This is a genomic window from Sphingomonas paucimobilis NBRC 13935, from assembly GCF_000739895.2.
GTDB lineage: Bacteria > Pseudomonadota > Alphaproteobacteria > Sphingomonadales > Sphingomonadaceae > Sphingomonas > Sphingomonas paucimobilis.
In genome coordinates this window covers 24,187-47,707 of the sequence record NZ_BBJS01000043.1, presented here as the reverse complement: position 1 = coordinate 47,707, position 23,521 = coordinate 24,187, and the positions used below count along the sequence as shown (strand labels likewise).

Genomic DNA, 23,521 nt, shown 5'->3' with positions numbered 1-23,521 from the left:
TGTCGCGGTCACCGCCAGCGCTTGGATCGACCACATATACGCCGTTCTCGACGCGCGAGGCCTGACGCACGGCCGCCCACGTGCCGAACCTCCCCTTCACCTGCCGGGCCAGCCGCATAGATTTGGCAGTGTTCACGCGCCTGTCATTCTCCAACGCCTTAGATAGCGAATAATTCGTGAACATCCAACACGTGGCCGGGCGACGCCGGCCGGTGCTGTCGAGCCTACAGTCGGTCCTTAAGCGCCTTGGCCGGCGTGAATGTGATTTTCTTCGACGCCGCGATCGTGATCGCCTCGCCGGTCGACGGATTGCGCCCGGAGCGCTCGGGCGTGTCCTTCACCTTGAATTTGCCGAAGCCGGGAAGCGATATCTCCTCACCCTTGGCGGCCGCCTCCGCGATACCCTCGAGGAGCCCAGCCATGACCTCGAGGGCCTGCTTCTCGGTGACGCCCCGCTTGGCGGCAACGTCCTTGGCCAGATCCTTGGTGTTCATCGTCAAGCACGCTCCCCTTCATCTGTCGCTGTAGCGACCTGAAGCGATAATCGCGTCAGCGCAAGACAGGTAGCGCTCGACGATCCAGCTGACGCCTGGGGAGGCCGGCCACGCAGGTTGAAACCCGTAGGTTTCTCAAAGCGCAGAGCACAAGCCGGATTAGCCGGCGGGACCACATTAGCGTGGCTCGCTTCGGCAAACGTCGCATCAGCCGCCTGCCTTGACGGCGTGCCGGCCACGCGGTTTGGCCGCAATCGCTATGCTCGACAGATCGGTCGCGCGGTCGATTGGCACGCCCGCCGCTTTCCGCTCTGAGTAGCGATCAACAAGCTGAACCGCGTGCGGGCGCAGCAGCACCGTGAACCGCACCAGTTCCTCCATCATATCCACGATCCGGTCATAGTAGCTGGACGCCTTCATGCGCCCCGCGTCATCAAACTCGTTGAACGCCTTGGCAACGCTCGATTGGTTCGGGATCGTGATCATTCGCATCCAGCGACCCAGCACGCGCAGCGTGTTGACGCTGTTGAACGATTGCGATCCGGCCGACACCTGCATGACCGCCAGCGTGCGCCCCTGTGTCGGACGCATCCCGCCCATAGAAAGCGGCAGATGATCGATTTGAAGCTTCATAATGCTCGTGATCTGGCCATGCCGCTCCGGGCTGCACCACACCTGCCCTTCCGACCATAAGGACAGCTCGCGCAGCTCGTGGACGGCCGGATGGTCGTCGCCAGCATGTTGGTCAGGCAGCGGCAGGGTCGATGGATCAAAGATGCGCGTCTCGCAGCCGAAGAACCGGAGCAGGCGTGCCGCTTCCTCAACGCACAGCCGGGAGAAGGACCGTTCGCGCAGCGAACCGTAGAGCAGAAGGATACGCGGCGCGGGATCGAGCGGGCCGAGCCTCACGGCGGGTCGCTGGATGGCATAGGCCGGATCGAGCGCCGGCATGATATTGGGATCGGCGAGCGTGCGGAGCGGCATCAGAGGGCTTTCACGAGGTAGGCGGCCGACGCGGGGCACAGTGCGGTGAATTCGCGCGATGCGGCGATGGCCGAGGGAGCAGCGCCGCGATCGGCATCGGCATAGCCGAGCGCCCGGAAGAATGGTGCGGCCGTGGTCGTCAGGAGGTGCAGGCGCTCCACCCCGAGGTCGTGTGCCTGTCGTTCGAGGGCGGCGACCAACACCCGCCCGAGGCCATGTCGACGTCGATCGGGGACGACGACGATCGAGCGGAGCAAGCGGTCGGACCCTTCTCCCTCGAGCCCACCGAAACCGACGAGGCTATCGGCCTCAATCCGGATGATCAGGCGGCCGGGATCGGCGATATCGGCACTCGGCAGGTCCGCGGCATCGAGCAATTGTGCCAAGCCAGCCAGACCGGCAGGTTCGAGCAACGTGGCGACCGTTCTGGTCATGCGATGCTAATCCTGATTGCAAGCGCCGCGAGCGTGATGAGCAGCACCGGTACGGTGAGCGTGACGCCGACACGGAAGTAATAGCCCCATCCGATCCGCACGCCCTTTTGCCCGAGGACATGGAGCCAGAGCAGCGTCGCGAGTGAGCCGATCGGCGTCAGCTTGGGGCCGAGATCGCAGCCGATCACATTGGCGTAGATCATCGCTTCCTTGATCGCGCCGCTCGCGTGCGTGGCGTCGATCGAGAGCGCGCCCACCAGCACCGTCGGCATATTGTTCATAACCGACGACAGGACCGCTGCGATGACGCCCGTTCCTAGCGCCGCGCCCCACACGCCGCCTTGCGCGGTGCGATCCAGCAGTGCTGCCAGATGGTCGGTCAGGCCGGCGTTTCGCAGGCCATAGACGACCAGGTACATGCCGAGCGAGAAGATCACGACCTGCCAGGGTGCGCCGCGCAGCACCTTGGCCGTTGGGATCACATGGCCTCGCCCCGCGATCACCAGCAGCAGGATCGCGCCGGCAGCGGCGACGGCGCTGACAGGGACGCCGAGCGGTTCGAGCAGGAAGAAGCCGGCGAGCAGCAGTGCAAGAACGATCCAGCCCGCGCGGAATGTCGCGGCATCGCGGATCGCGTCACGCGGCGCGCGCAGCGCGCCTACGTCATAATCCGCCGGTATGTCGCGCCGGAAGAACAGCAGCAGCGCGCCAAGCGTCGCTGCGATCGACACCAGGTCGACCGGCACCATCACGGACGCATAGTCGCCGAACCCGATCCGGAAGAAGTCGGCCGACACGATGTTGACGAGGTTCGACACGACCAGCGGTAGGCTGGCGGTGTCGGCGATGAACCCCGCCGCCATGACGAACGCCAGCGTCGCCTTGTCGTTGAAGCCCAGCGCCCGCAGCATGGCGATGACGATCGGCGTCAGGATCAGCGCCGCGCCGTCGTTGGCGAACAGCGCGGACACCGCCGCACCGAGCAGCACGATCAGAACGAACAGCCGGCGACCATGCCCCCTCCCCCAGCGCGCGACATGGAGCGCCGCCCATTCGAAGAATCCGGTTTCATCGAGGAGTAGGCTGATAACGATGATCGCGACGAACGCGGCTGTCGCGTTCCAGACGATGCCCCACACCACCGGCACGTCGGACAGCGTGACGACGCCTGCAAGCAGCGCCACGACGGCCCCGCCCATCGCGCTCCACCCGATCCCGAGGCCTTTGGGTTGCCAGATGACGAGCGCGATCGTCGCAACGAAGATCAGGACAGCAAGGAGCATCAGGCGACGCGCTGGCCCGATGCGTCCACCACTTGCTCGCCGTCTTCCTTTGCGAACGCTCCGAGCTGATTGGTCGGCAGCAGGTCGAGCACGGCTTCGGAGGGCCGGCAGAGCTTCACGCCGAGCGGCGATACGACCAGCGGCCGGTTGATGAGGATCGGATGCGCCATCATCGCGTCCACCAGCGCGTCGTCGGATAGCGACGTGTCGCCCAAGCCCAACTCCGCATAGGGCGTCCCCTTCTCGCGCAGCAGTTCGCGGGGTGTCATGCAGGCGCGATCGATCAGCTCGACCAGCAACGCGCGGGCTGGAGGGGTTTTCAGATACTCGACCACGTGCGGCTCGATGCCGGCGTTGCGAATAAGGCCGAGCGTGTTGCGCGACGTGCCGCACTCGGGGTTGTGATAGACGACGACATCGACGGCCACAGGGCGTCCTTTCAGCAGCAGGGGGTGAGTTCGGCGACGAGCGGCGCGCACAGCTCCGCATTGCCGGCGCAGCAGTCCTTGACGAGGAACAGCGTCAGCGCGCGCAGGCCGTCCAGATCTACACGGTAGATGATCGAGCGGCTATGCCGTGCGGAGCGGACCAGGCCAGCGCGGGCGAGGATGCCGAGGTGCGCCGACAGGGTGTTCTGCGGCACGTCGAGCTGACGCGCGATATCGCCGGCAGCCAAACCATCCGGTTCGTGCCGTACCAAGAGGCGGAACGTGTCAAGGCGCGTTCCTTGTGCAAGAGCACCCAGCGCCGAGATGGCATCCTCGTTTTCCATATATCCAGCATAATGGATATGCTTGGTGTGTCCAGCCCCGTATACCCTGCCTTACCGGTCGTTGGCCGGGATGGTTGGGGCCAGGGCTTGGTTGATGCGACAAGCAGCGACCCTGTTGCGGCTACCAGGCGTCACCTCAAGGTTTGTTCGCCAGACAACGATTTCTCGGACATAAGCGGAACATGGGCTACGCTACACGCTTCAACCGCGCCATTGGCTCGTTGAGTGGGTGGAATTCACCTGCTGGAAGTCGCCTGGCCTGCTCCCAGAGGTAATCGCCGGTCAGACTGATGTGCGCCCAGCCCATCGGAGAAAGGTGCGCAAGCAGTGCCGCATCGAACGTCGTGCCGACAGCGTTGAGGTGCTGGGCGGCCCGGTCGAGATAGACCGTGTTCCAGTAGGAAATCGCCGCAATCAGCAGGTTCAGCCCAGATGCGCGAAATTCCTGATTTTCCAGCGAGCGATCGGTGAACCGACCCTGCCGGTTGGTATAGATGGCGGCGGCAAGCGTGTGCCTCGCCTCGCCTTTGTTGAGACCGGCCTGACAGGCACGTCGCAGTTCCGGTTGTTCAAGCCAATCGAGCGTGAACAAAGTGCGCTCGATACGGCCCAGTTCAGCCAATGCAAAATCCAGCCTGTTCTGGCGTTTGTAGGCGGCAAGTTTTCGCAAGATTACTGACGGCGCCACCGTGCCATCCTTGATTGAGGCGACAATCCTGACGATGTCATCCCAATCGGCCTCGATCGCTGCCGTTTTGATGGTGCGGCCCATCAGATTTTTGATGCCCTTGTATGTCGATGGCGCAGCGATCGAACCCAGCTTGCGGTCGCCAATATCGCGCAGCCGGGGCGCGAAGCGGAACCCGAGTAGGTGGCAGAGTGCGAAAACATGATCGGTGGCGCCGCCGGTATCGGTATAGTGCTCATGCAACGGAAGGTTGCCGGCGCCCAGGACAAGCCCGTCGAGCACGTAAGGCGCTTCACCTGCCGTCGCGGACATGATCCGTGATCCGAATGATGCGAAGTGATCGGAAAGGTGAGAATAGATTTTCACGCCAGGTTCGGCGCCATATTTGGCATTGACGTCCGCCGCCCCTGAACGGCTCCGCCCCGACCGGAAGAACTGGCCATCGGACGACGAACTGGTGCCAGCGCCCCAATGCCGCGCGAAGGGTAATTCGTGATGGGCTGAGATGATCATGGCCAGCGCGGCCTGATAGTTCTCGGGTGAAAGATACCAGTTGTGGGTCCATGCGAGTTGGGCATAGCTGACGCCTTCGCTGGCATTGGCCATCCGCTCCAGCCCGAGGTTGGTGCCATCAGCCAGAATTGCGGCGAGTACCGTGCTGGGGTTGTCGTGCTCCTTGCCTGAGCGCAGGTCACGGAATGCGTTCAAAAAACCAGTGCGTTCGGCGACTTCAAGCAGCAGCTCGGTGATGCGCACGCGGGGAAGCAGGGTATCGAGCTTGCGATCGAGGGCTTCAGCTTCCGGTGGGGTGACAGGCGGCATTTGCTGAAGCTTGAGCCGGTCTCGTTCGAGCGACACTCCCTCAAGCTTGTTTGTTTTCAACTGCTTGGCAAATCGGCGCAGCCGCCAGTCAAGATTTCGTGCCCGGTCAGCGAGGTAGGATGCAGCATTTGAACCGAACGGAAGCACATCCGCCACTTTGGCGGCGTCGCGCCGACCCAGCAAATAGGCATCGAAGCGCTGATAGTTGCGGGTTCCCTCGATCCATACATCACCGGCGCGCAAACGATCACGCAAGGTTGCCATGATCGCAATTTCATAACGTCGGCGGTCGATACGGCCGCTTTCGGTGATGAGACGCTTCCACTGCCGATTGGGGAATGGCAGTGGAACGCCATCGGGAAGGTCGCGCGACTTTCGTGTGTTCGCATCGCGAATGACATCGATGGCTTTGATCAGTGCCGTCCCTGTTCCAGACGCCTTGAAGGTGAAGGTGTCCAGAAATGCCGGGCTGAGACGCCGTAGCGTGGCGTAACGCTCGGTTGCCGTTACCAGTGCGTCCTCGCCGGCAAGATCAGCAAGGGCATCTACTTGGGCCTTTGCCGCAACAAGCCGGTGCCAGCCCACCGCTTCGTCAATCAATTCGAGCGGATCGCCGCCATTCTGGACAGCCTCATCAAGTGCTGTAATCGTGGCGCCAAACAGCCGCATGAGTTGCCCCACCGACTGAATACTATCTTGGTAGCGACGCTTGCGCCCACGCCGCGCGCGCGTGAACATGCCGCCGATAAGTCGGTCAAACATTTGGATCGCGGCATCGGCAAGTCTGGCCTCAAGGTCGATCACTGCGGCCGTCAACGTCGCCCGCCTGCGATTGACGCTGTAATCCGAAAGCAGGAATGCCGGTGCCACGCCGCCCTCGCGGACAAATTGGGCAAAGCGGAATTCCGGAATGGCGCCCCCAACTACCGGGTGGATACCTATGCCGCGAACATAGCGCAGGCGCTCAAGCAAGCCATTGATATTGGCCGCAGTCGGGGCTTCTTCGAAATTACGCAACCACGCCAGCGGTGTCATGCCGAAATCCGGGTTGTTGATTACGAGTTCGTCTAGCCGTGTCAGTTCAGCAGAGCTGAGGCCTTCGACGATTGCGGCTGCGGCAGCTTTGCGTGCGCGTGCCCGGCCAGCAAGACCGGCGCGTTCCAGTGTGTCGCCCGACGGAAGAATGAACCGCTCACCCTTCAGGCCAACCATGAGGGCGCGAACAATCGGTTCACCTCTGTCTGTATACTCGGCGGCTTGCGCGGCAAGATTCAGGGCAAGTGCCAGGTCGCCGCGTCGAAACGGGCGTATGCCAAGATAACGCGCCACGAGATCGGCATGATCGGTACGGGTTTGCGCGCGCTGACCATATGCAGAGAAGGAGGAAGGATCGACGAATAACTGTGCCGCGAGGTACTGAAGAATGACGTCGGGAAGCCCGATCTCGGGTTGCAGACCAAAGCCGGGATGTCGCATCAAAGCGATTTGTGCAGCCAGACCGAGGCGATTTGCTGGACCATAGCGGCGCCCAACCAATTCAACATCTTCCGCAGAAAGGGTATAATGCCCAATGATCGCGGTTTCTTGGACAGGAGGATCGAACAGGCGCCGGCGCTCGTCTCCGGTCAGAAGTCGGCGTCGTGCCATTTTGCTCTCCCGCTGAGGCGAATAACAAAATTGACACCAAAGCGGCTTGCACTGGAGGGAGGCCATTCGTTGCCGGTTGATCCCCGAGCAATCACCCGGCGCAGCAAGACAGTTTGGCGACATCCTTATCAAACGTTTGGGCCGCCAGTTTGAGGCCTTCCACAGTGGTCAGGTAAGGAAATATCGTTGCACCCAATTCCAGGGTGGTCATGCCGTGTTTGATCGCCAGCACCAGTGTCTGGATCGAATCCGCGCCTTCGGGTGCCATGATCTGGCCGCCCAGCAAACGGTCGTTCGCCTTGTCGGCAATCAGTTTGATGAGACCCCGCGTATCGCGTGCTGCCAGTGCCCTTGGCACAGCATCGAGCGGGAGCAGCGAAACCTTGATGTCCAGGCCTTGCGCCCGTGCTGTCGTTTCAGTGAGGCCGGCGCTGGCGACTTGCGGGTCGGTGAAGACGACGGATGGCATGGAGGAATTGTCGTAGCGGTATTGGTTGCCCGTCACCGCGTTGCGCGCGGCCAGTTTTGCGCCATAGGCGGCCATGTAGACGAACTGGTCCCGTCCCGTTACATCGCCCGCCGCGTAAATGCCTGGAACCGACGTTTCGAGGTGGTCATCGACGACGATTCCACCATTACGGGCAAGCACTATGCCGCGCTCCTCCAGCCCAAGCCCGTCGCTATTGGGTCGGCGTCCGGTGGCGATGAGCACCTGTTCCGCCGCGACGGTGTCACAATGCCCCTCGCAGGTCAATTCGACCCCGCTCTGTGTTTGGGCGATACGCTGATAGCCGACACCTGCGCAAACCCGCACGCCCTCGGCTTCCAAATAGTTTTTCAGCGCGGCACTCACTTCCGGGTCCATTTCGGGGAGCAGGCGGCTTCGGCAGCAGATGGTGACATCAACGCCCAGACGCGAAAACATCTGTCCCAGTTCTACCCCGATCACCCCGCCACCGATCACCAGCAGCGATTTGGGCAAGCGATCCAGCGCCAGCGCCGATGTGCTGGTTAGGTAGGGCACGCTGTCCATCCCCGGAATCGGCGGCACGGCGGCGTGCGCACCCATCGCCAATATGACCTTGCCGACCTTCATGGGCGCATCGCCGACAATCAGCGCACCATCGGCAAAGCGTGCCTTGCCCTCGATATAGCTCACACCGTCATAGGCGGGCAGCAGATCGACATATTTTTTTTGGCGCAGCGTCGTGACAAGATCGTCCTTCGACGCCGCCAATACGGACCAGTCATCCATCTGGACAGCGCCCCCAAGGCCGGGAAAGCGCGCGGCGGCAAGCCCACCATGCACCGCTTCGGCGGCGCGGATCAGCGTCTTGGAAGGAACGCAGCCAACATTGACACAGGTGCCGCCAATCGTGCCGTGACCGACGAGCGCCACTTTCGCGCCCAGATCGGCAGCGGCGATCGCGGCGGAGAACCCGGCAGAACCCGCGCCGATGACGGCCACGTCAAATCCTTCCTGCCCGGGGCGGTTGCAACAGTCGTTCATTGCTTATCGCTTTCTTGAGGCGCTGGCGGCGCCCCGCTCAGTTTTGAATAGCGCGCGCCGGATAACCCGCGTTGGTTGATGCAGCGGCAATCGCAGCAGCATTGGTGCGGCGCGGGTCATAGGTTGCGCGCGCGGTCTTGGCTGCGAAATCGACCGTGACCGCCGTTACCCCGGCGACGCCTTCCATCGCCTTCTTCACGGTGATCGGGCAGGTGGCGCAGGTCATGTTCTCTATGGCAAAGGTGGTTTGCTTCTGAGCGGTTGCGGTAGCCGCGGGGCGATCTTGCGCCGTGCCACTAACTGCATAGGCGACCCCGCCGCCAGCCATAGCCAGCACGGCCATAGCGATACATACTGTCTTTTTCATGGGTATTTCCTTTCAATAGAACCAGGGTGCCCACCAGTCGATGGTGAGCGCCAGGATGGCGACGGCAAGGCCCAGCCACAGCACCGCCTTGGTGGTCCAAGCCGATTGTGGACGAGCGCAGTAGGAACCGTCTTCACAGGGCGGTTTCGGCTTGAAATAGACATGCCAGAAGCCGTAGCCGAGCAGCGCGAGCGTTACGCCTGCGACATAGGGCTTGTAAGGTTCGAGCGCCGTCAGGTTGGCGATCCACGCGCCGGAAATTCCGAGCATAACCAACAGTAGCGGGACGACGCAGCAAGCCGAGGCGAGCCCCGCGCCGATCAATGCGCCCGCCGCAACCCAGTTTGCCTGCTTCGGCTCGTGGTTTTCGGTGAGGGCTGGCTGTCCCGCTTCCGGCGTTGAGACCATGGCTTGAATCCCTTGTTCCAACTGAGTGATTCGCAGTGTAGGCTCTGTAGCCACTACAGACTCAAGAGGTATTTTCATGGAGCAACAGGTCGGCATCTTGCGTGCCCAGCTTGCCCGGAAAACAGGCTGCAATCTCGAAACCATCCGCTATTACGAGAAGGTGGGATTGCTGCCGGGGCCGCCTCGCAGTTCCAACGGCTACCGCGTCTATTCGCCGGAACTGGTGCAAAGGTTGCAGTTCATCCTGCGCGCGCGCGACCTTGGCTATGCAATGGATGAGATACGGTCATTGTTGTCGCTCACCGATACCGGTGCACAAACCTGCGCGGAGGTTATGGCGAGAACCGAACTCCACCTTGAAGATGTCCGCCGCCGCATTGCAGATTTGCAGAAGATAGAGGTGACGCTGGCGACCACGTTAGCCAGATGCACTGGAGATGACGTTGCCGAATGTCCCATCCTGGAAGCACTCCAGTTTTTACCCCATCAAGGCAATTGACGCCATCTTTGAGGGATTTGATTTTGTGATGTCAGCTTGGAGTATAGCCTAACCGGACGTCAGGGCGCTACCGCGGTTTCTGTCAGATTAGGGTACTAAACGGAATTTGTTGACGAATGTCGTTGCGTATCATAGATTTCAACCTGACATTTTGATGGAGAGAGTGCGCAGTGAAGGGGCAACGGATCGGCTATGTCCGGGTCAGCACGTTCGATCAGAATGTGGATCGCCAATTGGAAGGTCAGTCGCTCGATCGGACCTTCACCGACAAGGCATCGGGCAAGGACGTCAACCGCCCCCAGCTTGAGGCTCTGCTCACTTTCGCCCGCGAAGGCGATACCGTCGTCGTCCACAGCATGGATCGGTTGGCCCGCAATCTGGATGACCTGCGCAAGCTGGTCCAGGGCCTCACCAAGCGAGGTATCCGGATCGAGTTTGAGAAGGAAAGCCTGTCCTTCTCGGGGGAGGACTCCCCGATGGCCAATCTGATGCTCTCGGTCATGGGTGCGTTTGCTGAGTTCGAGCGCGCCCTGATCCGCGAACGGCAACGCGAAGGCATTGCGATCGCTCGGCAGCGCGGCGCCTATCGGGGGCGGAAACGGTCGCTCTCGGATGAGATGATTGCCGATCTGCACCGCCGCGTTGCCGCCGGTGAACGCAAGGCGACCATCGCGCGCGACATGGGCATCAGCCGCGAAACCCTCTACCAGTACCTTCGCGCCGCTGCCTGACACCAATGTTCACATTATGTCCGGAAAATCGTTGTTCAGCGTACAAAGCTTGAGGTGACGCCCGATAGTCCCCGGCATAGGCCACGATGACATGGTTGAGCTTGCCGCATGAAGGGCAGGTCGATTGGCGTGTCTCTTCGGTATAGCTCATGAGCTTCCCCGGGGTTTGGGGTCAGCGCCCCGCTGTGCTAAATCAGCGAGCGTAGGGATTGGCGGCGTCATTACCCCTTTTGGAAGGGGGCCATGCTTCTGCCCGAAGCGCCAATCCCTACGTTCCGAACCGGCCTTGGACTGACCGGCCCCACACGCCGCTTTCGCGGCGCGCGATCCTTGAAACCTATGCCGTTTTCGTCTCAGCCTTCGCGCGTCGGCGCTTGTTCTGATCCGTCACCTTCTCGAACTCCGGCGCGATCGTCTCCAGCTTGGCGATCAGTCCGGACAGATCGTAGCCATTGCTGTCCTGGCCCTTGTGCCGCTTGAAGCGCTCGACCCGTTTGATGAAACCCTTCGTCTCCAACGCGGTCAGGTGCCGCTGAACCGTCCGTGCGTCCTTGCCCATACGGCGGGCGATCGTGTCCTTGGCAGGATGCGGATCGTGATCGGCCGACCACCAATGGCTGATGAGCTGAAGCAGCACGTTCAACTCGTCAGGCTTCAGACCCATCTTGGCCTGGCCCCACAACAGGATCGACGGGATCATGCTGTAGCCACGCGACAGGACGGCATCCGGCCACTTGTCCTTCCGCTTCTTCGGCTTCGCCACCGCCGCGATCGAAAAGACGTTCGATCCTGCCTCCTTTGTGGTATCGTCGGGTTGCTTGCTCATGATGGTGGAAATAGCACATTCGCGCACCATTTCCAGAGGGGGTGGGGAGACAAAAACGTCGCCCACTCGGAGACATTGTTGTCCCTAGTGAGGGAGGCACCAATGTCTCACGAAGCACAGTGAGCCCGTAAACACGATACCGTGTAATCAGGATAAGGAAGCATATAGGGCGGAGACAGATTTGCCTCCCCCAAAATTTGTCGGAGCGCGTTTGCCTCGCCCGAGCGGTCACGCGGCGACCCGCCGTCAATTTTTAATTGAATCCTCAGACCCGAACATCTAGATAGAGGACAACATGGCCGTCCCCGCTGTTGCCTATGGCATCAAGGGGCGGCCTTCTTCATATCTGGGGCGATGCTTCCGCCCTACGCCAAACCCCATCTCAGCTTCGCCGACCAGCTCGCCCTCCTTGAAGGCCGCGGTTTGGGCGTCACCGACCAAGCCAAAGCCATCCGCCATCTTGAGCGAATCGGCTACGGTCGCCTGTCGCCCTATTGGCAACCGCTGCAAGAGCGCATCCCCGATCCCGACGATGCCACGCGCACCATTCGCACCGACCAGTTTCAAGCCGGTGCCGAGTTTCGCCATGCCGTCGATCTCTATCTCTTCGACAAGCAGCTCCGCTTGCTCTTCCTCGATGCCATCGAACGGATCGAAGTCGCGCTGCGCGTCGATCTCGCCCATGCGCTCGGGAATCGTGACCTGTTCGCCCATCGATCGGTCGCCTACCTCGATCCCAATCGTGCGAACGCTAATTTTAAAGGCACGACCCGGCACCTGAGCTGGTTGGCGAAGGCGGACGATTCCGTCGACCGCTGTAAAGACGATTGGGTGTCGGAGTTCTACAATACCTACACGCCGCCAATGCCGATCTGGATGGCTGTCGAGGCATGGGATTTTGGAACGCTATCCTGGCTGCTCGAAATGGCGCATCCCAACGACCGTTTCGCCATCGCAAAACGCTATAATCTGCTCCCCGACACGCTGGTGAGCTGGATCAAGAGCCTTGCCTTCGTGCGCAACATCAGCGCGCATCATTCCCGGCTGTGGAATACCGGCATCATCAACCAGCCCCAGGTGCCCAAAGCGTTCGAGGCGCCGCGCATGGTCCATATCGGCAACGACGTCGTGCAGCGGAACCGTGTCTATGGCGCGGCGGCAGTTGCCTCCTATCTCGCCAAGCGGATCAATCCGGGCACATCGTGGAGTGGCCGGATGAAAGCACATTGGCTTTCCTTCCCCGAAATGCCATTCGCCAGCGCCGCGCAGGGCGGGTTTCTCGAAGGCTGGGATCAGGAAGCGATCTGGGCCTAATGCGCCCGGTAGCGGTCTTCAGGAGGTGTGCCACGTGGCACACCCCTCGCCGCGCGGCGCATCACCAGTATTTTGAGATCGCGCGGAACTGCTCCACCGCCGCCTTGGTCCCCTCACCTTCTTCGGCATGGACTAGGCAATGGTCGATATGATCGTTGATGAGCGCGCGCTTGGCGCTGGCGATGGCGTTTTCGACCGCTTGAAGCTGTTGCGCAATATCGACGCAGGGGCGCTCCTCTTCGATCATGCCGACGATGCTACGCAGATGACCAGCGACGCGGTTGAGCCGTTTGACGATTGCGGGGTGGCTGGTGTGAGCGTGATGGGCCATCCCCTTATTTAGTGCGCGTGAGGGGCTGCTGTCGAGTATCCCCCAGGGGGGATAGACTCGATCCCCCGGGGGGATATAGCGCGATCATGCTCAGTGTCCTCGCCAACCGCACGTATCGGCACCTTTTCCTCGCGCAGATCATCGCGCTTGTAGGAACGGGACTGGCGACGGTCGCGCTCGGCTTGCTCGCTTACGACATAGCTGGCGGCAGTGCCGGGGCGGTGCTGGGGACTGCGCTTGCGATTAAGATGGTCGCCTATATCGGCGTCGCGCCGATCGCCGGCGCGTTCGCCAATCGCGTGCCACGCCGTGCCTTGCTGGTCGGAATGGACGTGATCCGCGCCGGTGTCGCCATTTGCCTGCCGTTCGTGAACCAAGTCTGGCAGGTCTATATCTTGATCTTCGTCCTGCAATCGGCATCGGCCGCGTTCACGCCAACCTTTCAGGCTACGATCCCGGACGTCCTCCCGGAGGAACGCGACTATACCCGCGCGCTGTCCCTGTCCCGCCTCGCCTATGACATGGAGAGCCTGACGAGCCCGATCCTCGCGGCCGGTCTTTTGACGGTGATGAGCTACCACTGGCTGTTCTCGGGCACCGCGATAGGCTTTGTCGCGTCGGCGCTGCTGGTCGTATCGACCGTCCTGCCCCGACCGGCGCCGGTTGAGGCCAAGGGCGGCATCTACGACAAGACGACGCGGGGCACGCGTATATACCTCGCGACGCCTCGCCTGCGCGGATTGCTGGCGCTGACCCTCACCGCTGCCGCCGCGAGCGCAATGGTGATCGTCAACACCGTCGTTATCGTGAAAGGCATGGGCCTAAGCCAGCGCGACGTCGCGTTGACCCTCGCCGCCTTCGGGGGCGGCTCGATCACCGCTGCGCTGACCCTGCCTCGTATCCTCGATCGGATTGCGGATCGGACCGTCATGCTGGTCGCCGCCGCTATCCTGACGTTGGCGCTCGCGGCCCTCGCCGCGATCACCGCCATCATGCAGCCAGGCCCGGCCTACTGGCATGTCCTGCTCGGCGGATGGTTGGTGCTGGGCGTCGCCTATTCAGCGAGCGTCACGCCATTGGGACGGCTGCTACGTCGGTCGGCGAACGCCGATGATCGCCCCGCATTGTTCGCGGCACAATTCGCACTCAGCCACGTCTGCTGGCTGGTCTGCTATCCGCTCGACGGCCAGCTCGGCGCTCGCGTCGGAATGGAGGCGGCGTTCGGTGCGATGGCCGTTCTTGCTGCGATCGGCACCCTCGTCGCCGTCCGTATATGGCCCGCGAACGACCCCGACGTGATCGCGCATGAACATAGCGACCTCGCCGCCGATGATCCGCATCTCGCGGTCCACAGCCACGGCGAACATCCCTATGTGATCGACCGTCGCCATCCAAAATGGCCGGGTAAGTGATTTCCTTGCCCCGTTCCCAACGTCCGCCTACGCTGCGCACGATGGCGATGCGTCGTTCCTCTTCCGCGCTGTTCGGAGCCGTGCTGGCGCTCGTCGCCATGCTCGGCCTCGTCGCGGCGTCGTCGTGGCACAGCGCGATGGTCCATGACCATGTGCCCGTGCAAGTCGCCGCCGTCGACCATGACCATGACCATGACCATGCGGCTGCGGCCGAGCATAACGATCACGCTCCCGCCAAGCAGACTGGCGGCGACAGTCCGGTGCATGTTCTCGCTCATGCCGCTGGTCATTGGGTCGCCTTCGACGGGCCGACGACTGCGAAAGTGCCGGCGATCGTCGCCGCTCGCGCGTGGTCGATCCTCACCACATCGCTGGCGAGCGGTATCGATCCTTCCAAGCTCCTGCGCCCTCCCCGCGGATGAGTCTCGCCGGCGCGTGACGCGCCGACAGACTTACCCCTGGAGGATTATGGATTATGAACGGCAGTTATCGCCGGCAGCGCGTGCTTGCGCTGGCCGGCACGCTCGCGGCGCTATGGCCCGCGGGTGCAGCGTGGTCGCAGACCGCGCCCCCTTTCGCACAGCTTCTGAACCAGACGCGCGATGTGCCCCGCGTCACGGTCTTGGAAGCCGACGTCGCCCGCGCGCGGGGCCTTGCCGAGCAAGCTCGCGCGCGGCCTAACCCGTCGATCAACGTCTATGCCGAAAATTTCGCGGGCGACCTCGATCGCAACGCGCGCAACCAGCAGCAAACGACGTTCCAGATCGATCAGCCCATCGAGCTGGGTGGCAAGCGATCAGCCCGGATCGCCGCCGGTGAAGCCGGCATCGTCGCGGCGCAGGCGCGCAATCGCGATGGTCGCCTTGTCTATGCGACCGAGCTGGCACGCGCCTATGCCGGCGCCGAGATCGCCGATCGGCGCATCGCTATTGCCGAGGACGAAGTTGAGGAGGCGACCGACGACCTGAAGGTGGCCCGCGCCTTGGTCGGCGCTGGCAAGGAAGCCCGCCTCCGGCAGGTGCAGGCTGAAACAGAACTCAACACGCTTCAGGCCGACCTCGAAAACGCGCGCGCCCTCAAGACGGCCGCGCTGGCACGCCTGTCCGCGCTGGCCGGTATTACAACCCCCTTCACCGGCCTGTCGGAATCACTCTTGGATCGGCTCGACGCCAAGCCGGCGTTCGGCCCCATCGACCCTATGCAGGCGACGATGGTGCGCGTTGCAGAAGCCGAACGGGACGCCGCAGCGCGAGCGGTGACGGTGCAACAGCGCCTCGCCATCCCCAACGTCACCGCGCAGCTCGGCGTGCGCCAGCTTCGCGTCGCGAGCGGCCCCGCCGTCGTTGCCGGCATATCCGTCCCGCTGCCCCTCTTCGATCGCAACCGGGGCAACATCTCGGCGGCACGTGCCGAACTGCAAGGTGCCGAGGCGCGTGCCGCAGCAGCCCGGCTCGAAGCCGAGGCGGGGACACGCGCTGGTCTCGCACTGGTAGAGGCAGCCGACGCTCGCGCCGCTGCCGCGCAGCGGACGTTGGCGACCGCCCAAGAGGGCTATCGCCTCGCTCGCGTGGCCTACGAGGCGGGCAAAAGCCCGCTGATCGAACTCCTTGCCGCGCGTCACAATCTCGGGGTCGCCCGTGGCGTCATCCTCGACGCCGCCGCAGCGCGCCTCGACGCTCGCGCCAATCTGGCCCGTCTGCAGGGCCTCACCATCACCGGAGAAGCGGTGCAATGACCGATAAAAATCGTCTCTACACCGGCGCCGCCATTGGCCTGGTCGCTGCCGCTGCGCTTGGGTTCGGCGCTGCGCGCCTCACCCAATCGTCCACCCCCGCCCCTGCCCCTACGGAAGCCGCAGCGCCAGCAAAGCCGTCGAACACGGTCGCGATGACGCAACAGGCGCTTTCAGCATCGCAAATCACTGTAGCCCCGGCGGCATCCGGCGAGCTGGACGCCGCGATCCTTGCCTCCGCCACGGTCGAGGCGACGCCCGACGCCGAGGCGGTGCTGACCGCGCGCGCGCCAGGCACGGTCAGCCGTATCATGGTCCGCATCGGCGATCCGGTTCGCGCCGGCCAGACCCTTGCATTGGTCGAGAGCCGCGACGCTTCACAAATCGCAGCCGACCGCTCGGCCGCATCCGCGCGCGTCACCCTCGCCGCGCGTCAGCTCGAACGAGAGCGCGGTTTGCTCGCGCAGGGTGTGACACCCCGCGCCGACTATGAATCGGCACAGGCCAACCTTGCCGTCGCCCAGGCCGACGCTCGCCGGGCTAGCGCCGCCGCGGGCGCGGCTCGCGTGTCGGGCGACGGTCGATCGGTTGCGGTCGTCAGCCCCGTTTCGGGGCGCGTTACCAATGCCGGTGCCAATCTCGGCCAGTTCGTCGCGGCTGAAACCGAGCTGTTCCGCGTCGCCGATCCGAGCCGGCTTCAGATTACCGCAAGCGTCCCGCCTGCCGATGCTGGCCGTGTCCGAGAAGGCGACAGGGTAGAGCTGACCACCACAGACGGTCGCACGATAGAAGGGCGGGTGCGTTCGGCGACCGGCGTCGTCGATCCGCAATCGCGGACCGCGACGGTCGTCGTCACGCCGACCGCCGGCGGCAGCACGCTTGCCCCGGGCCAGCTTGTTCAGGCTCGCATCCTCGCCAGTGGCGGGGCCGCAAAGAGCGGCGTGATGGTGCCGCAAGACGCGGTGCAGACGCTTGGCAGCGACAGCGTGGTGTTCGTCCGCACCGGCCAGGGCTTCCGCGCGCAGCCGGTTCAGATCGGCAGCCGATCGGGCGGGATGGTGGCGATCACCGGCGGCCTTGCCGCCGGCACGCAGATCGCCACCACCAACGCTTTCCTTCTCAAGGCCGAGATCGAGAAGGAGTCGGCGGAATGATCGGCCGCATCCTCTCCCTTTCGGTCCGGATGCGATGGCTTGTCGCCTTCCTGACCCTCGTCGTCATCGGCTTCGGCCTCTGGCAGATCACCAAGCTGCCGATCGACGCCGTGCCCGACGTCACCAACCGGCAGGTCCAGATCAGCACCTTCGCGCCGACGCTGGGGCCGGTCGACATCGAGAAGCAGGTGACGTTCCCGGTGGAGACGGCGCTTGCCGGAATACCAGGGCTTGAGATGACCCGCTCCATCTCACGCAATGGCTTCAGCCAGGTGACAGCGGTCTTTACCGACCGCACCGATATTTACTTTGCGCGCCAGCAGGTGACGGAACGGCTCGCACAGTCGCGCGACAGCCTTCCCGCCAACGCGCAGCCGATCCTCGCGCCGCTCAGCACCGGGCTTGGCGAGATCTTCTTCTATTCGGTCGCCTTCCGCCATCCCGACGGCAAGGGCCTGAAGACGGTCGACGGCAAACCGGGCTGGCAGTCGGACGGCAGCTACCTCACCCCCGAGGGCGAGCGGCTGACCACCGAACTGGCGAAGGCCGCCTATCTCCGCACGGTGCAGGACTGGATCATCCGCCCGCAGATGCGGGCGGTGCGCGGCGTCGCCGGCGTCGATTCCAACGGCGGCTATGTGAAGCAATATCTGATCGAGCCGAACCTCAACGCGCTCGCCAGCTATGGATTGTCCGTCACGGAGCTGGCGGATGCGATGGAGCGGGCCAACCTCTCCGCCGGGTCGAACTATGTCCGCCGCGCTGGCGAGAGCTTCCTTGTCCGCGCCGATGCTCGTCTGAAGTCGATCGAAGACATTCAGGAAGCCGTCGTCGCGACCCGCAACGGCGTCCCCGTTCGCGTCAAGGACGTGGGCCAGGTGGTGATCGGCGGTGCGGTCCGCACCGGCTCCGGCAGTCGCATGGGATCGGAAGCGGTCATCTCGACCGTGCTGATGCTGGTAGGCGACAACAGCCGCATCGTCGCGACAGACGCCGCCGAGAAGCTGACGCAGATCAACAAGGCGCTGCCGCCCGACGTGTTCGCCGAGCCGGTCTATAACCGCTCAAAGCTCGTCAACGCGACGATCGCGACGGTGGAAAAGAACCTGACCGAAGGCGCGCTGCTCGTCATCGTCGTGCTGTTCCTGCTGCTCGGCAACATCCGCGCTGCGCTCATCACCGCCGCAGTCATCCCGATTACCATGTTGATGACGGCCGCAGGAATGAACGGGCTGGGCGTGTCGGGCAATCTGATGAGCCTCGGCGCGCTCGATTTCGGGTTGATCGTCGACGGCGCCGTCATCATCGTCGAGAACGCGCTTCGCCGCCTCGCCGAACGCCAGGAGCATGAAGGCCGGCTTCTCACCCGCGAAGAGCGGATGGAGGAAACGACGCTCGCGGCCAAGGAGATGGTGCGGCCGACCGTTTATGGTCAGCTCATCATCTTCCTCGTCTTCGTGCCGCTGCTCACCTTCCAGGGCGTTGAGGGCAAGACGTTCGCGCCGATGGCGATCACGTTGATGGTGGCGCTCGCCTCTGCTTTCGTCCTGTCGCTTACCTTCGTTCCCGCGATGATCGCGATCGTCGTCAAGGGCCGGGTCAGTGAGACGGAAGTGAAGCCGATCCGCTGGTTCAAGGAACGCTACGCCCCCGTGCTGGGCCGGGCTGTCGCCCGCCCGATGCCCTTCATCCTGGGCGGTGTCGGCGTGTTCGTCGCGGCCGTGCTGAGCTTTGGCTTCCTCGGCGAGGAGTTCATGCCGCAGCTCGACGAGAAGGACATAACCGTCACCAACTTCCGCGTGCCATCTGCGTCGATCGACCAATCGACGCAGATGCAGCTCCAGATCGAGAATGCATTGAAGACGCTGCCGGAGGTGGCGCTGGTCTTCTCCAAGAACGGTAACGCCGACCTCGGCACCGATCCGATGCCACCCAATGCGTCGGATACCTACGTCATCCCCAAGCCGGAGAACGAGTGGCCGACGGAGGTGAAAAGCAAGGAGGACATTCTTCGCCGCATCGAGGAGCGGATGAAGCCGCTGATCGGCAACCGGACGGAGATCCAGCAACCGATCCAGATGCGCTTCAACGAGCTGATCGCCGGCGTTCGCGCCGACGTCGCGATCAAACTTTACGGCGACGACCTCGACGCGATGAGCGAACAGGCGAAGCGCATCGCCGCCGTCATGCGCACGATCCCCGGCGCTGGCGACGTGAGTGCCGAACAGACGTCCGGCGCGCCGACCTTCGACGTGCAGATCGACCGTCAGGCGGCGGGCCGTTACGGCCTGTCGGTCGAGGAGGTGGCGAACACCGTCTCGGCTGCGCTTGGCGGGCGTGAGGCCGGGCTGCTGTTCGAGGGCGACCGGCGGTTCGACGTCGTGGTCCGCCTGCCCGACGCGCAGCGGGACGACCTTGAGACGCTGGGGTCGATCCCGGTGATGCTGCCCGCTGCCGAAGGTCAGGTGGCGCGCTCGATCCCGCTAAGCCAGGTCGCCCGGTTCAACTACACCCAAGGGTTGAACCAGATCAGTCGTGAGAACGGCAAGCGGATGGTGGTCGTGCAGATCAACGTGCGTGGGCGCGACCTTGGCGGGTTCGTCGAGGAAGCGCAGGCGAAGATCGGCCAGATGCAGCTCCCCGCTGGCATGTATACCGAGTGGGGCGGCACCTTCGAGAGCCTGCAATCGGCTCGGCTACGCCTGCTGATCGTGGTGCCGATCTGCTTCATTGCGATCTACGCCCTGCTCTACATGGCGCTCGGCAGCTTCGTGTCGGCGGCGATCGTGTTCTCGGCGGTGCCGATGGCGCTTGCCGGGGGCGTGTTTGCGCTGCTGCTGCGCGGCATCCCCTTCTCGATCACCGCAGCGGTCGGGTTCATCGCCCTGTCGGGCGTCGCCGTCCTCAACGGCCTCGTGATGATGAGCGCGATCGGGAAGCATCGCGAGGAAGGGGCGAGCGACGATGACGCGATCGTGGACGGCGCAATGGAGCGCGTCCGCCCGGTGCTGATGACCGCGCTGGTGGCATCGCTCGGCTTCGTGCCGATGGCGCTCGCCACCGGCACAGGTGCCGAGGTGCAACGGCCGCTCGCAACCGTCGTCATCGGCGGCCTCATTACTTCGACCGCCCTGACCTTGCTGGTGCTGCCAGCGATCACCGCCCTGGCGGGCCGGTGGTCGCAACGGCGACGCCCCGACCCTGCCACCCCGACGCACGCGCTCGCGTGATGAAGCGGAGACAATTTACCGTGGAAACATCATCCAACCGCCCGTGGCGCCTCCCGCTGCACTTGAGAGGGGTGACGACGTTCCTTGCCGTCGCCACCGCGACGTTCATGGCAAGCGCCGCCTATGCACATGGGGTCGCCGAAGGCGATCAGGCATTCATCGAAACGATCAACGGACCCGCCCCTGGCGCCTTCCTCTATCTCGGCGCCAAGCACATGGTCACAGGTTACGACCATCTGCTGTTTCTGTTCGGGGTGATCTTCTTCCTCTACCGGATGAAGCAGGTTGCCGCCTACGTGACGCTGTTCGCGATCGGCCACAGCACGACGCTGATCGCCGGCGTTCTGCTCGGCACCCACGTCAGTCCCTATGCGATCGACGCGATTATCGGTCTGTCGGTGGTCTATAAGGCGCTCGACAATCTCGGTGCCTATCAGCGGTGGTTCGGCGTCCAGCCTAACGCCAAGGCCGCGGTCCTGATCTTCGGCCTGTTCCACGGCTTCGGCCTCGCGACCAAGCTCCAGGACTTCGCGCTGCCATCGAACGGCCTTTTGGTGAATCTGTTGTCGTTCAACGTCGGCGTCGAAATCGGCCAGTTACTCGCTCTGTCCGCGATCCTGATCGTCATGGGCTACTGGCGCCGCACCGCCAGCTTCCGCCGACATGCCTTTGCCGCGAACGTGGTCCTGATGACCGCGGGCTTCGTCCTTACCGGCTACCAGCTCGCCGGCCTCATTCTCGAAGGGAACGCCTGATGAAAAACGCCAATCTGCCAAACGTCGGCGATCTCCCGACGCTGCGCCAGCTCAACCGGGCAACGGCGCTTGCCTTCGGCGTCGCCGTCGCGCTGCTCGCGACGACGATCCTGCCCGCCGAATACGGCGTCGATCCGATCGGGACGGGCCGCCTGCTCGGCCTCACTCGCATGGGAGAGGTCAAGCAGGCCGAACATGCAGCCGAGACCGCCACAGTCCCGGCGACCACGGCGCCGGCTTCGCCGGCTGCAAGGTCGAGCGTGCCGGCGACCGCGCAGACGGCCGAGGTGAAGATCACGCTCCAGCCCGACGAAGGTCGCGAAGTGAAGGCAGACATGCGCGCTGGCGACCGGATCGCCTACGCCTGGTCGACCGGCGGACCGGAGGTCCGTTTCGAGCTTCACGGCGAGGAACACGACGCGCCGGCAGATAAATACACCAGCTACGAGAAAGGATCGTCCGCCGGCGAGAAGGGCGATTTCCAGGCTCCTTTCGACGGGATGCACGGATGGTATTGGCGCAACCGCACCACTGCGCCCGTGACCATCACCGTGACGGCGACCGGCACGTTCCGCAGCTTCGCTGCGAAGCCGAAATCCTGATCGTAGCGATGCACTCCACCCTTTCCACCACGAGGAGACTACCCATGAAATACGCAGTCCTAGCCGTCGCGGTATTGGCCGCAGCCCCCGCCGCCGCCCATCCCGTTCACGACGAGGAAGCGCATAGCCAAGCGCCCGCCGAGGTGGCGCGTCAGCACGTCGTTCGCATGGTGACGCAATCCAAGCTCGCCCCGAGCTGGTCCAAAGCAAAGGTCGAGGGCACCGCGCAGCGGACCGCCAACGGCGCGCGTCAGACCGTCGTGACTTTCACCAATCCCTCCGAGCCTGTCGCACGGCGCACGCTTCACGTCGTGATTGGTGCGGACGGCAAGGTTGTTTCCGCCAACCCTTCGGCGAGCTGAATAATCGGCTCGTTGCGGGACCATACCCGAGCCGGCAGCCCTTCGGGGTTGCCGGCCAACTTGGCGACGGACCCGCGAGGCGTGAGTCCGGATTAATGAGGAAGCGGAATGGTTGACGTGCGCATCTGCGCCGCCACGCTACTTATGATGACCGTTGGCTGTTCGGAGCCGTCACCAAATACTCGCGACACGTCGGAGATACACCGACCTCACTCAATGACGCGGGTCTTGGAACAGCGATACGTCACATGCGCAGACGGCAGCCGGGCCGACATTGATTTCCTCGACGACGGTTTGCGCATGGCCGTGACATGGTTGCCGTCCGGGCCGACCGAGATTCTGGCGGCGTCCAAGACAGGAGAGCCCTTCACGGGGCGTCACACGCGTGCGATCATGGCCGGAGGAACGATCGCATTCGAGCGCGGTCGCACTCTCCTACGCATCTGCCAACATCCTCACCGATGATAATGAGCGGGTCTGACGCTTCGGCGGTGAAGACGGCGAAATCCATACCATCAGGCTTGAAGACCCTGCGCGACCCTGACGGGCACGGCCCTATCGGCGCGTTCGCGCCGACCGAGCCACCGTCCCGGCGTCTCGTCCCAAAGGGTAACGATCCTCGCGTGAGGTGTGCCACGTGGCACACCTGCGGACGCGCAAAGATGCGAGACGCTCCCCTGTAGAGCGCCACGGCCCTCCCCCGGAGGCCCGCCAGCGCGGGGAACACCAAGGGCTGCTGCCCTTTCGTTCCCGAAGGAAAATAGACGGCCCCGTGTGGTCCGCCAAGCGCGGCACCCGACGCCCTAAGGGGCGTCGGCCGCGCTAAGGCGGCCTGCCCGCGCCAGGCCATCGATTTTCCTCCTCCCTCCCCATCCCGCTCCTCGCCGGAGAGGCAGACCCGGTTGCTGCGGCAACCGGCTTTCAGCCGCAGGAAGAAGGAGGAAAGAGAATGGCTTACACCCGATACAAGGGCGATCCCTACTGGAAACGGGCCAATGTGGACGGGACCAGCGCGGACGGCACCCCCTACCGCCGTGGCGAGCGCGTGTTCTTCTATCCGCGTTCCGGCGCGACCTACGCAGGGGACGGCGCGGCGCGCGCATCGGCCGAGTTTGACGAACTCGCGAGCCTCGAAGGCTGACCCCTCCCCCATCACCGAACCTT

At 63.6% G+C, this 23,521-nt stretch carries 24 protein-coding genes; 12 read left to right on the top strand and 12 right to left on the bottom strand.

The window, feature by feature from the left end; genetic code table 11:
* Positions 1–224: 224 nt before the first annotated feature.
* The 10 genes from SP6_RS13155 to SP6_RS13110 form a co-directional block, all read right to left on the bottom strand.
* Positions 225–494: an HU family DNA-binding protein gene (locus tag SP6_RS13155; RefSeq protein WP_042469217.1), complete on the bottom strand. Its 270-nt coding sequence runs from the start codon at positions 492–494 to the stop codon at positions 225–227.
* Positions 495–701: 207 nt separating this feature from the next.
* Positions 702–1,478, bottom strand: a complete 777-nt coding sequence (gene arsH, locus SP6_RS13150) for an arsenical resistance protein ArsH (protein WP_042469215.1) — start codon at positions 1,476–1,478, stop codon at positions 702–704.
* The gene (gene arsN2 / locus SP6_RS13145; protein WP_042469214.1) at positions 1,478–1,912 is read right to left on the bottom strand and encodes an arsenic resistance N-acetyltransferase ArsN2; all 435 of its coding nucleotides are present in this window, start codon (positions 1,910–1,912) and stop codon (positions 1,478–1,480) included. The genes arsH and arsN2 overlap by 1 nt, the downstream gene beginning before the upstream one ends.
* Positions 1,909–3,195: an arsenic transporter gene (locus SP6_RS13140; protein WP_042469213.1), complete on the bottom strand. Its 1,287-nt coding sequence runs from the start codon at positions 3,193–3,195 to the stop codon at positions 1,909–1,911. The genes arsN2 and SP6_RS13140 overlap by 4 nt, the downstream gene beginning before the upstream one ends.
* Entirely contained in the window at positions 3,195–3,623 is a 429-nt protein-coding gene (gene arsC / locus SP6_RS13135; protein WP_042469211.1) for an arsenate reductase (glutaredoxin), read from the bottom strand. Before arsC ends, SP6_RS13140 begins: the two co-directional genes overlap by 1 nt.
* 11 nt (positions 3,624–3,634) lie before the next feature.
* Positions 3,635–3,967 (bottom strand): ArsR/SmtB family transcription factor, encoded by a 333-nt coding sequence (locus SP6_RS13130; RefSeq protein WP_042469209.1) that lies wholly within the window; start codon positions 3,965–3,967, stop codon positions 3,635–3,637.
* A gap of 187 nt (positions 3,968–4,154) precedes the next feature.
* Positions 4,155–7,124: a Tn3 family transposase gene (locus SP6_RS13125; RefSeq protein WP_042469208.1), complete on the bottom strand. Its 2,970-nt coding sequence runs from the start codon at positions 7,122–7,124 to the stop codon at positions 4,155–4,157.
* A 91-nt stretch (positions 7,125–7,215) separates the two neighbouring features.
* Positions 7,216–8,592 carry a mercury(II) reductase gene (merA, locus tag SP6_RS13120; protein WP_021222959.1) on the bottom strand — a complete coding sequence of 459 codons (1,377 nt, stop codon included), beginning with the start codon at positions 8,590–8,592 and terminating at the stop codon, positions 7,216–7,218.
* 79 nt (positions 8,593–8,671) lie between these two features.
* Positions 8,672–9,001 carry a heavy-metal-associated domain-containing protein gene (locus SP6_RS20480; protein ID WP_082052513.1) on the bottom strand — a complete coding sequence of 110 codons (330 nt, stop codon included), beginning with the start codon at positions 8,999–9,001 and terminating at the stop codon, positions 8,672–8,674.
* A 12-nt stretch (positions 9,002–9,013) separates the two neighbouring features.
* Positions 9,014–9,409: a mercuric transporter MerT family protein gene (locus tag SP6_RS13110; protein ID WP_014072602.1), complete on the bottom strand. Its 396-nt coding sequence runs from the start codon at positions 9,407–9,409 to the stop codon at positions 9,014–9,016.
* A 76-nt stretch (positions 9,410–9,485) separates the two neighbouring features.
* On the opposite strand from SP6_RS13110, the gene SP6_RS13105 reads away from it, so the two are divergent.
* The gene (locus SP6_RS13105) at positions 9,486–9,908 is read left to right on the top strand and encodes a MerR family transcriptional regulator (protein WP_014072603.1); all 423 of its coding nucleotides are present in this window, start codon (positions 9,486–9,488) and stop codon (positions 9,906–9,908) included.
* Positions 9,909–10,078: 170 nt separating this feature from the next.
* Entirely contained in the window at positions 10,079–10,639 is a 561-nt protein-coding gene (locus SP6_RS13100; RefSeq protein WP_004213255.1) for a recombinase family protein, read from the top strand.
* A 337-nt stretch (positions 10,640–10,976) separates the two neighbouring features.
* On the opposite strand, the gene SP6_RS13095 is transcribed toward SP6_RS13100, so the two are convergent.
* A complete protein-coding gene (locus tag SP6_RS13095; RefSeq protein WP_126053488.1) occupies positions 10,977–11,531 on the bottom strand; it encodes a helix-turn-helix domain-containing protein in 555 nt (184 codons plus the stop codon).
* A 288-nt stretch (positions 11,532–11,819) separates the two neighbouring features.
* Between SP6_RS13095 and SP6_RS13090 the strand changes: the two genes are divergently transcribed.
* A complete protein-coding gene (locus SP6_RS13090; protein ID WP_042469203.1) occupies positions 11,820–12,779 on the top strand; it encodes an Abi family protein in 960 nt (319 codons plus the stop codon).
* Between the two features lie 61 nt (positions 12,780–12,840).
* Here the strand turns inward: SP6_RS13090 and SP6_RS13085 are convergent, their stop codons facing one another.
* Positions 12,841–13,110 (bottom strand): metal-sensing transcriptional repressor, encoded by a 270-nt coding sequence (locus SP6_RS13085; protein ID WP_042469202.1) that lies wholly within the window; start codon positions 13,108–13,110, stop codon positions 12,841–12,843.
* A gap of 86 nt (positions 13,111–13,196) precedes the next feature.
* Between SP6_RS13085 and SP6_RS13080 the strand changes: the two genes are divergently transcribed.
* From SP6_RS13080 to SP6_RS13035, 9 genes are all read left to right on the top strand, one after another.
* Positions 13,197–14,522, top strand: coding sequence for an MFS transporter (locus tag SP6_RS13080; RefSeq protein ID WP_042469201.1), 1,326 nt, complete (start codon positions 13,197–13,199; stop codon positions 14,520–14,522).
* A 41-nt stretch (positions 14,523–14,563) separates the two neighbouring features.
* On the top strand, positions 14,564–14,944 hold the full coding sequence (locus SP6_RS13075; RefSeq protein WP_042469200.1) for a hypothetical protein: 381 nt from the start codon (positions 14,564–14,566) through the stop codon (positions 14,942–14,944).
* A 53-nt stretch (positions 14,945–14,997) separates the two neighbouring features.
* On the top strand, positions 14,998–16,257 hold the full coding sequence (locus tag SP6_RS13070) for a TolC family protein (protein WP_042469198.1): 1,260 nt from the start codon (positions 14,998–15,000) through the stop codon (positions 16,255–16,257).
* Positions 16,254–17,408: an efflux RND transporter periplasmic adaptor subunit gene (locus SP6_RS13065; RefSeq protein ID WP_042469196.1), complete on the top strand. Its 1,155-nt coding sequence runs from the start codon at positions 16,254–16,256 to the stop codon at positions 17,406–17,408. The genes SP6_RS13070 and SP6_RS13065 overlap by 4 nt, the downstream gene beginning before the upstream one ends.
* Positions 17,405–20,638 carry an efflux RND transporter permease subunit gene (locus SP6_RS13060; protein WP_042469194.1) on the top strand — a complete coding sequence of 1,078 codons (3,234 nt, stop codon included), beginning with the start codon at positions 17,405–17,407 and terminating at the stop codon, positions 20,636–20,638. The genes SP6_RS13065 and SP6_RS13060 overlap by 4 nt, the downstream gene beginning before the upstream one ends.
* 107 nt (positions 20,639–20,745) lie before the next feature.
* Positions 20,746–21,393, top strand: coding sequence for a HupE/UreJ family protein (locus tag SP6_RS13055; protein WP_042469303.1), 648 nt, complete (start codon positions 20,746–20,748; stop codon positions 21,391–21,393).
* The gene (locus SP6_RS13050; RefSeq protein ID WP_042469192.1) at positions 21,393–21,995 is read left to right on the top strand and encodes a hypothetical protein; all 603 of its coding nucleotides are present in this window, start codon (positions 21,393–21,395) and stop codon (positions 21,993–21,995) included. Before SP6_RS13055 ends, SP6_RS13050 begins: the two co-directional genes overlap by 1 nt.
* A gap of 44 nt (positions 21,996–22,039) precedes the next feature.
* The gene (locus SP6_RS13045; protein ID WP_042469191.1) at positions 22,040–22,357 is read left to right on the top strand and encodes a DUF6488 family protein; all 318 of its coding nucleotides are present in this window, start codon (positions 22,040–22,042) and stop codon (positions 22,355–22,357) included.
* A gap of 949 nt (positions 22,358–23,306) precedes the next feature.
* On the top strand, positions 23,307–23,498 hold the full coding sequence (locus SP6_RS13035) for a hypothetical protein (protein WP_042469189.1): 192 nt from the start codon (positions 23,307–23,309) through the stop codon (positions 23,496–23,498).
* Positions 23,499–23,521: the final 23 nt, after the last annotated feature.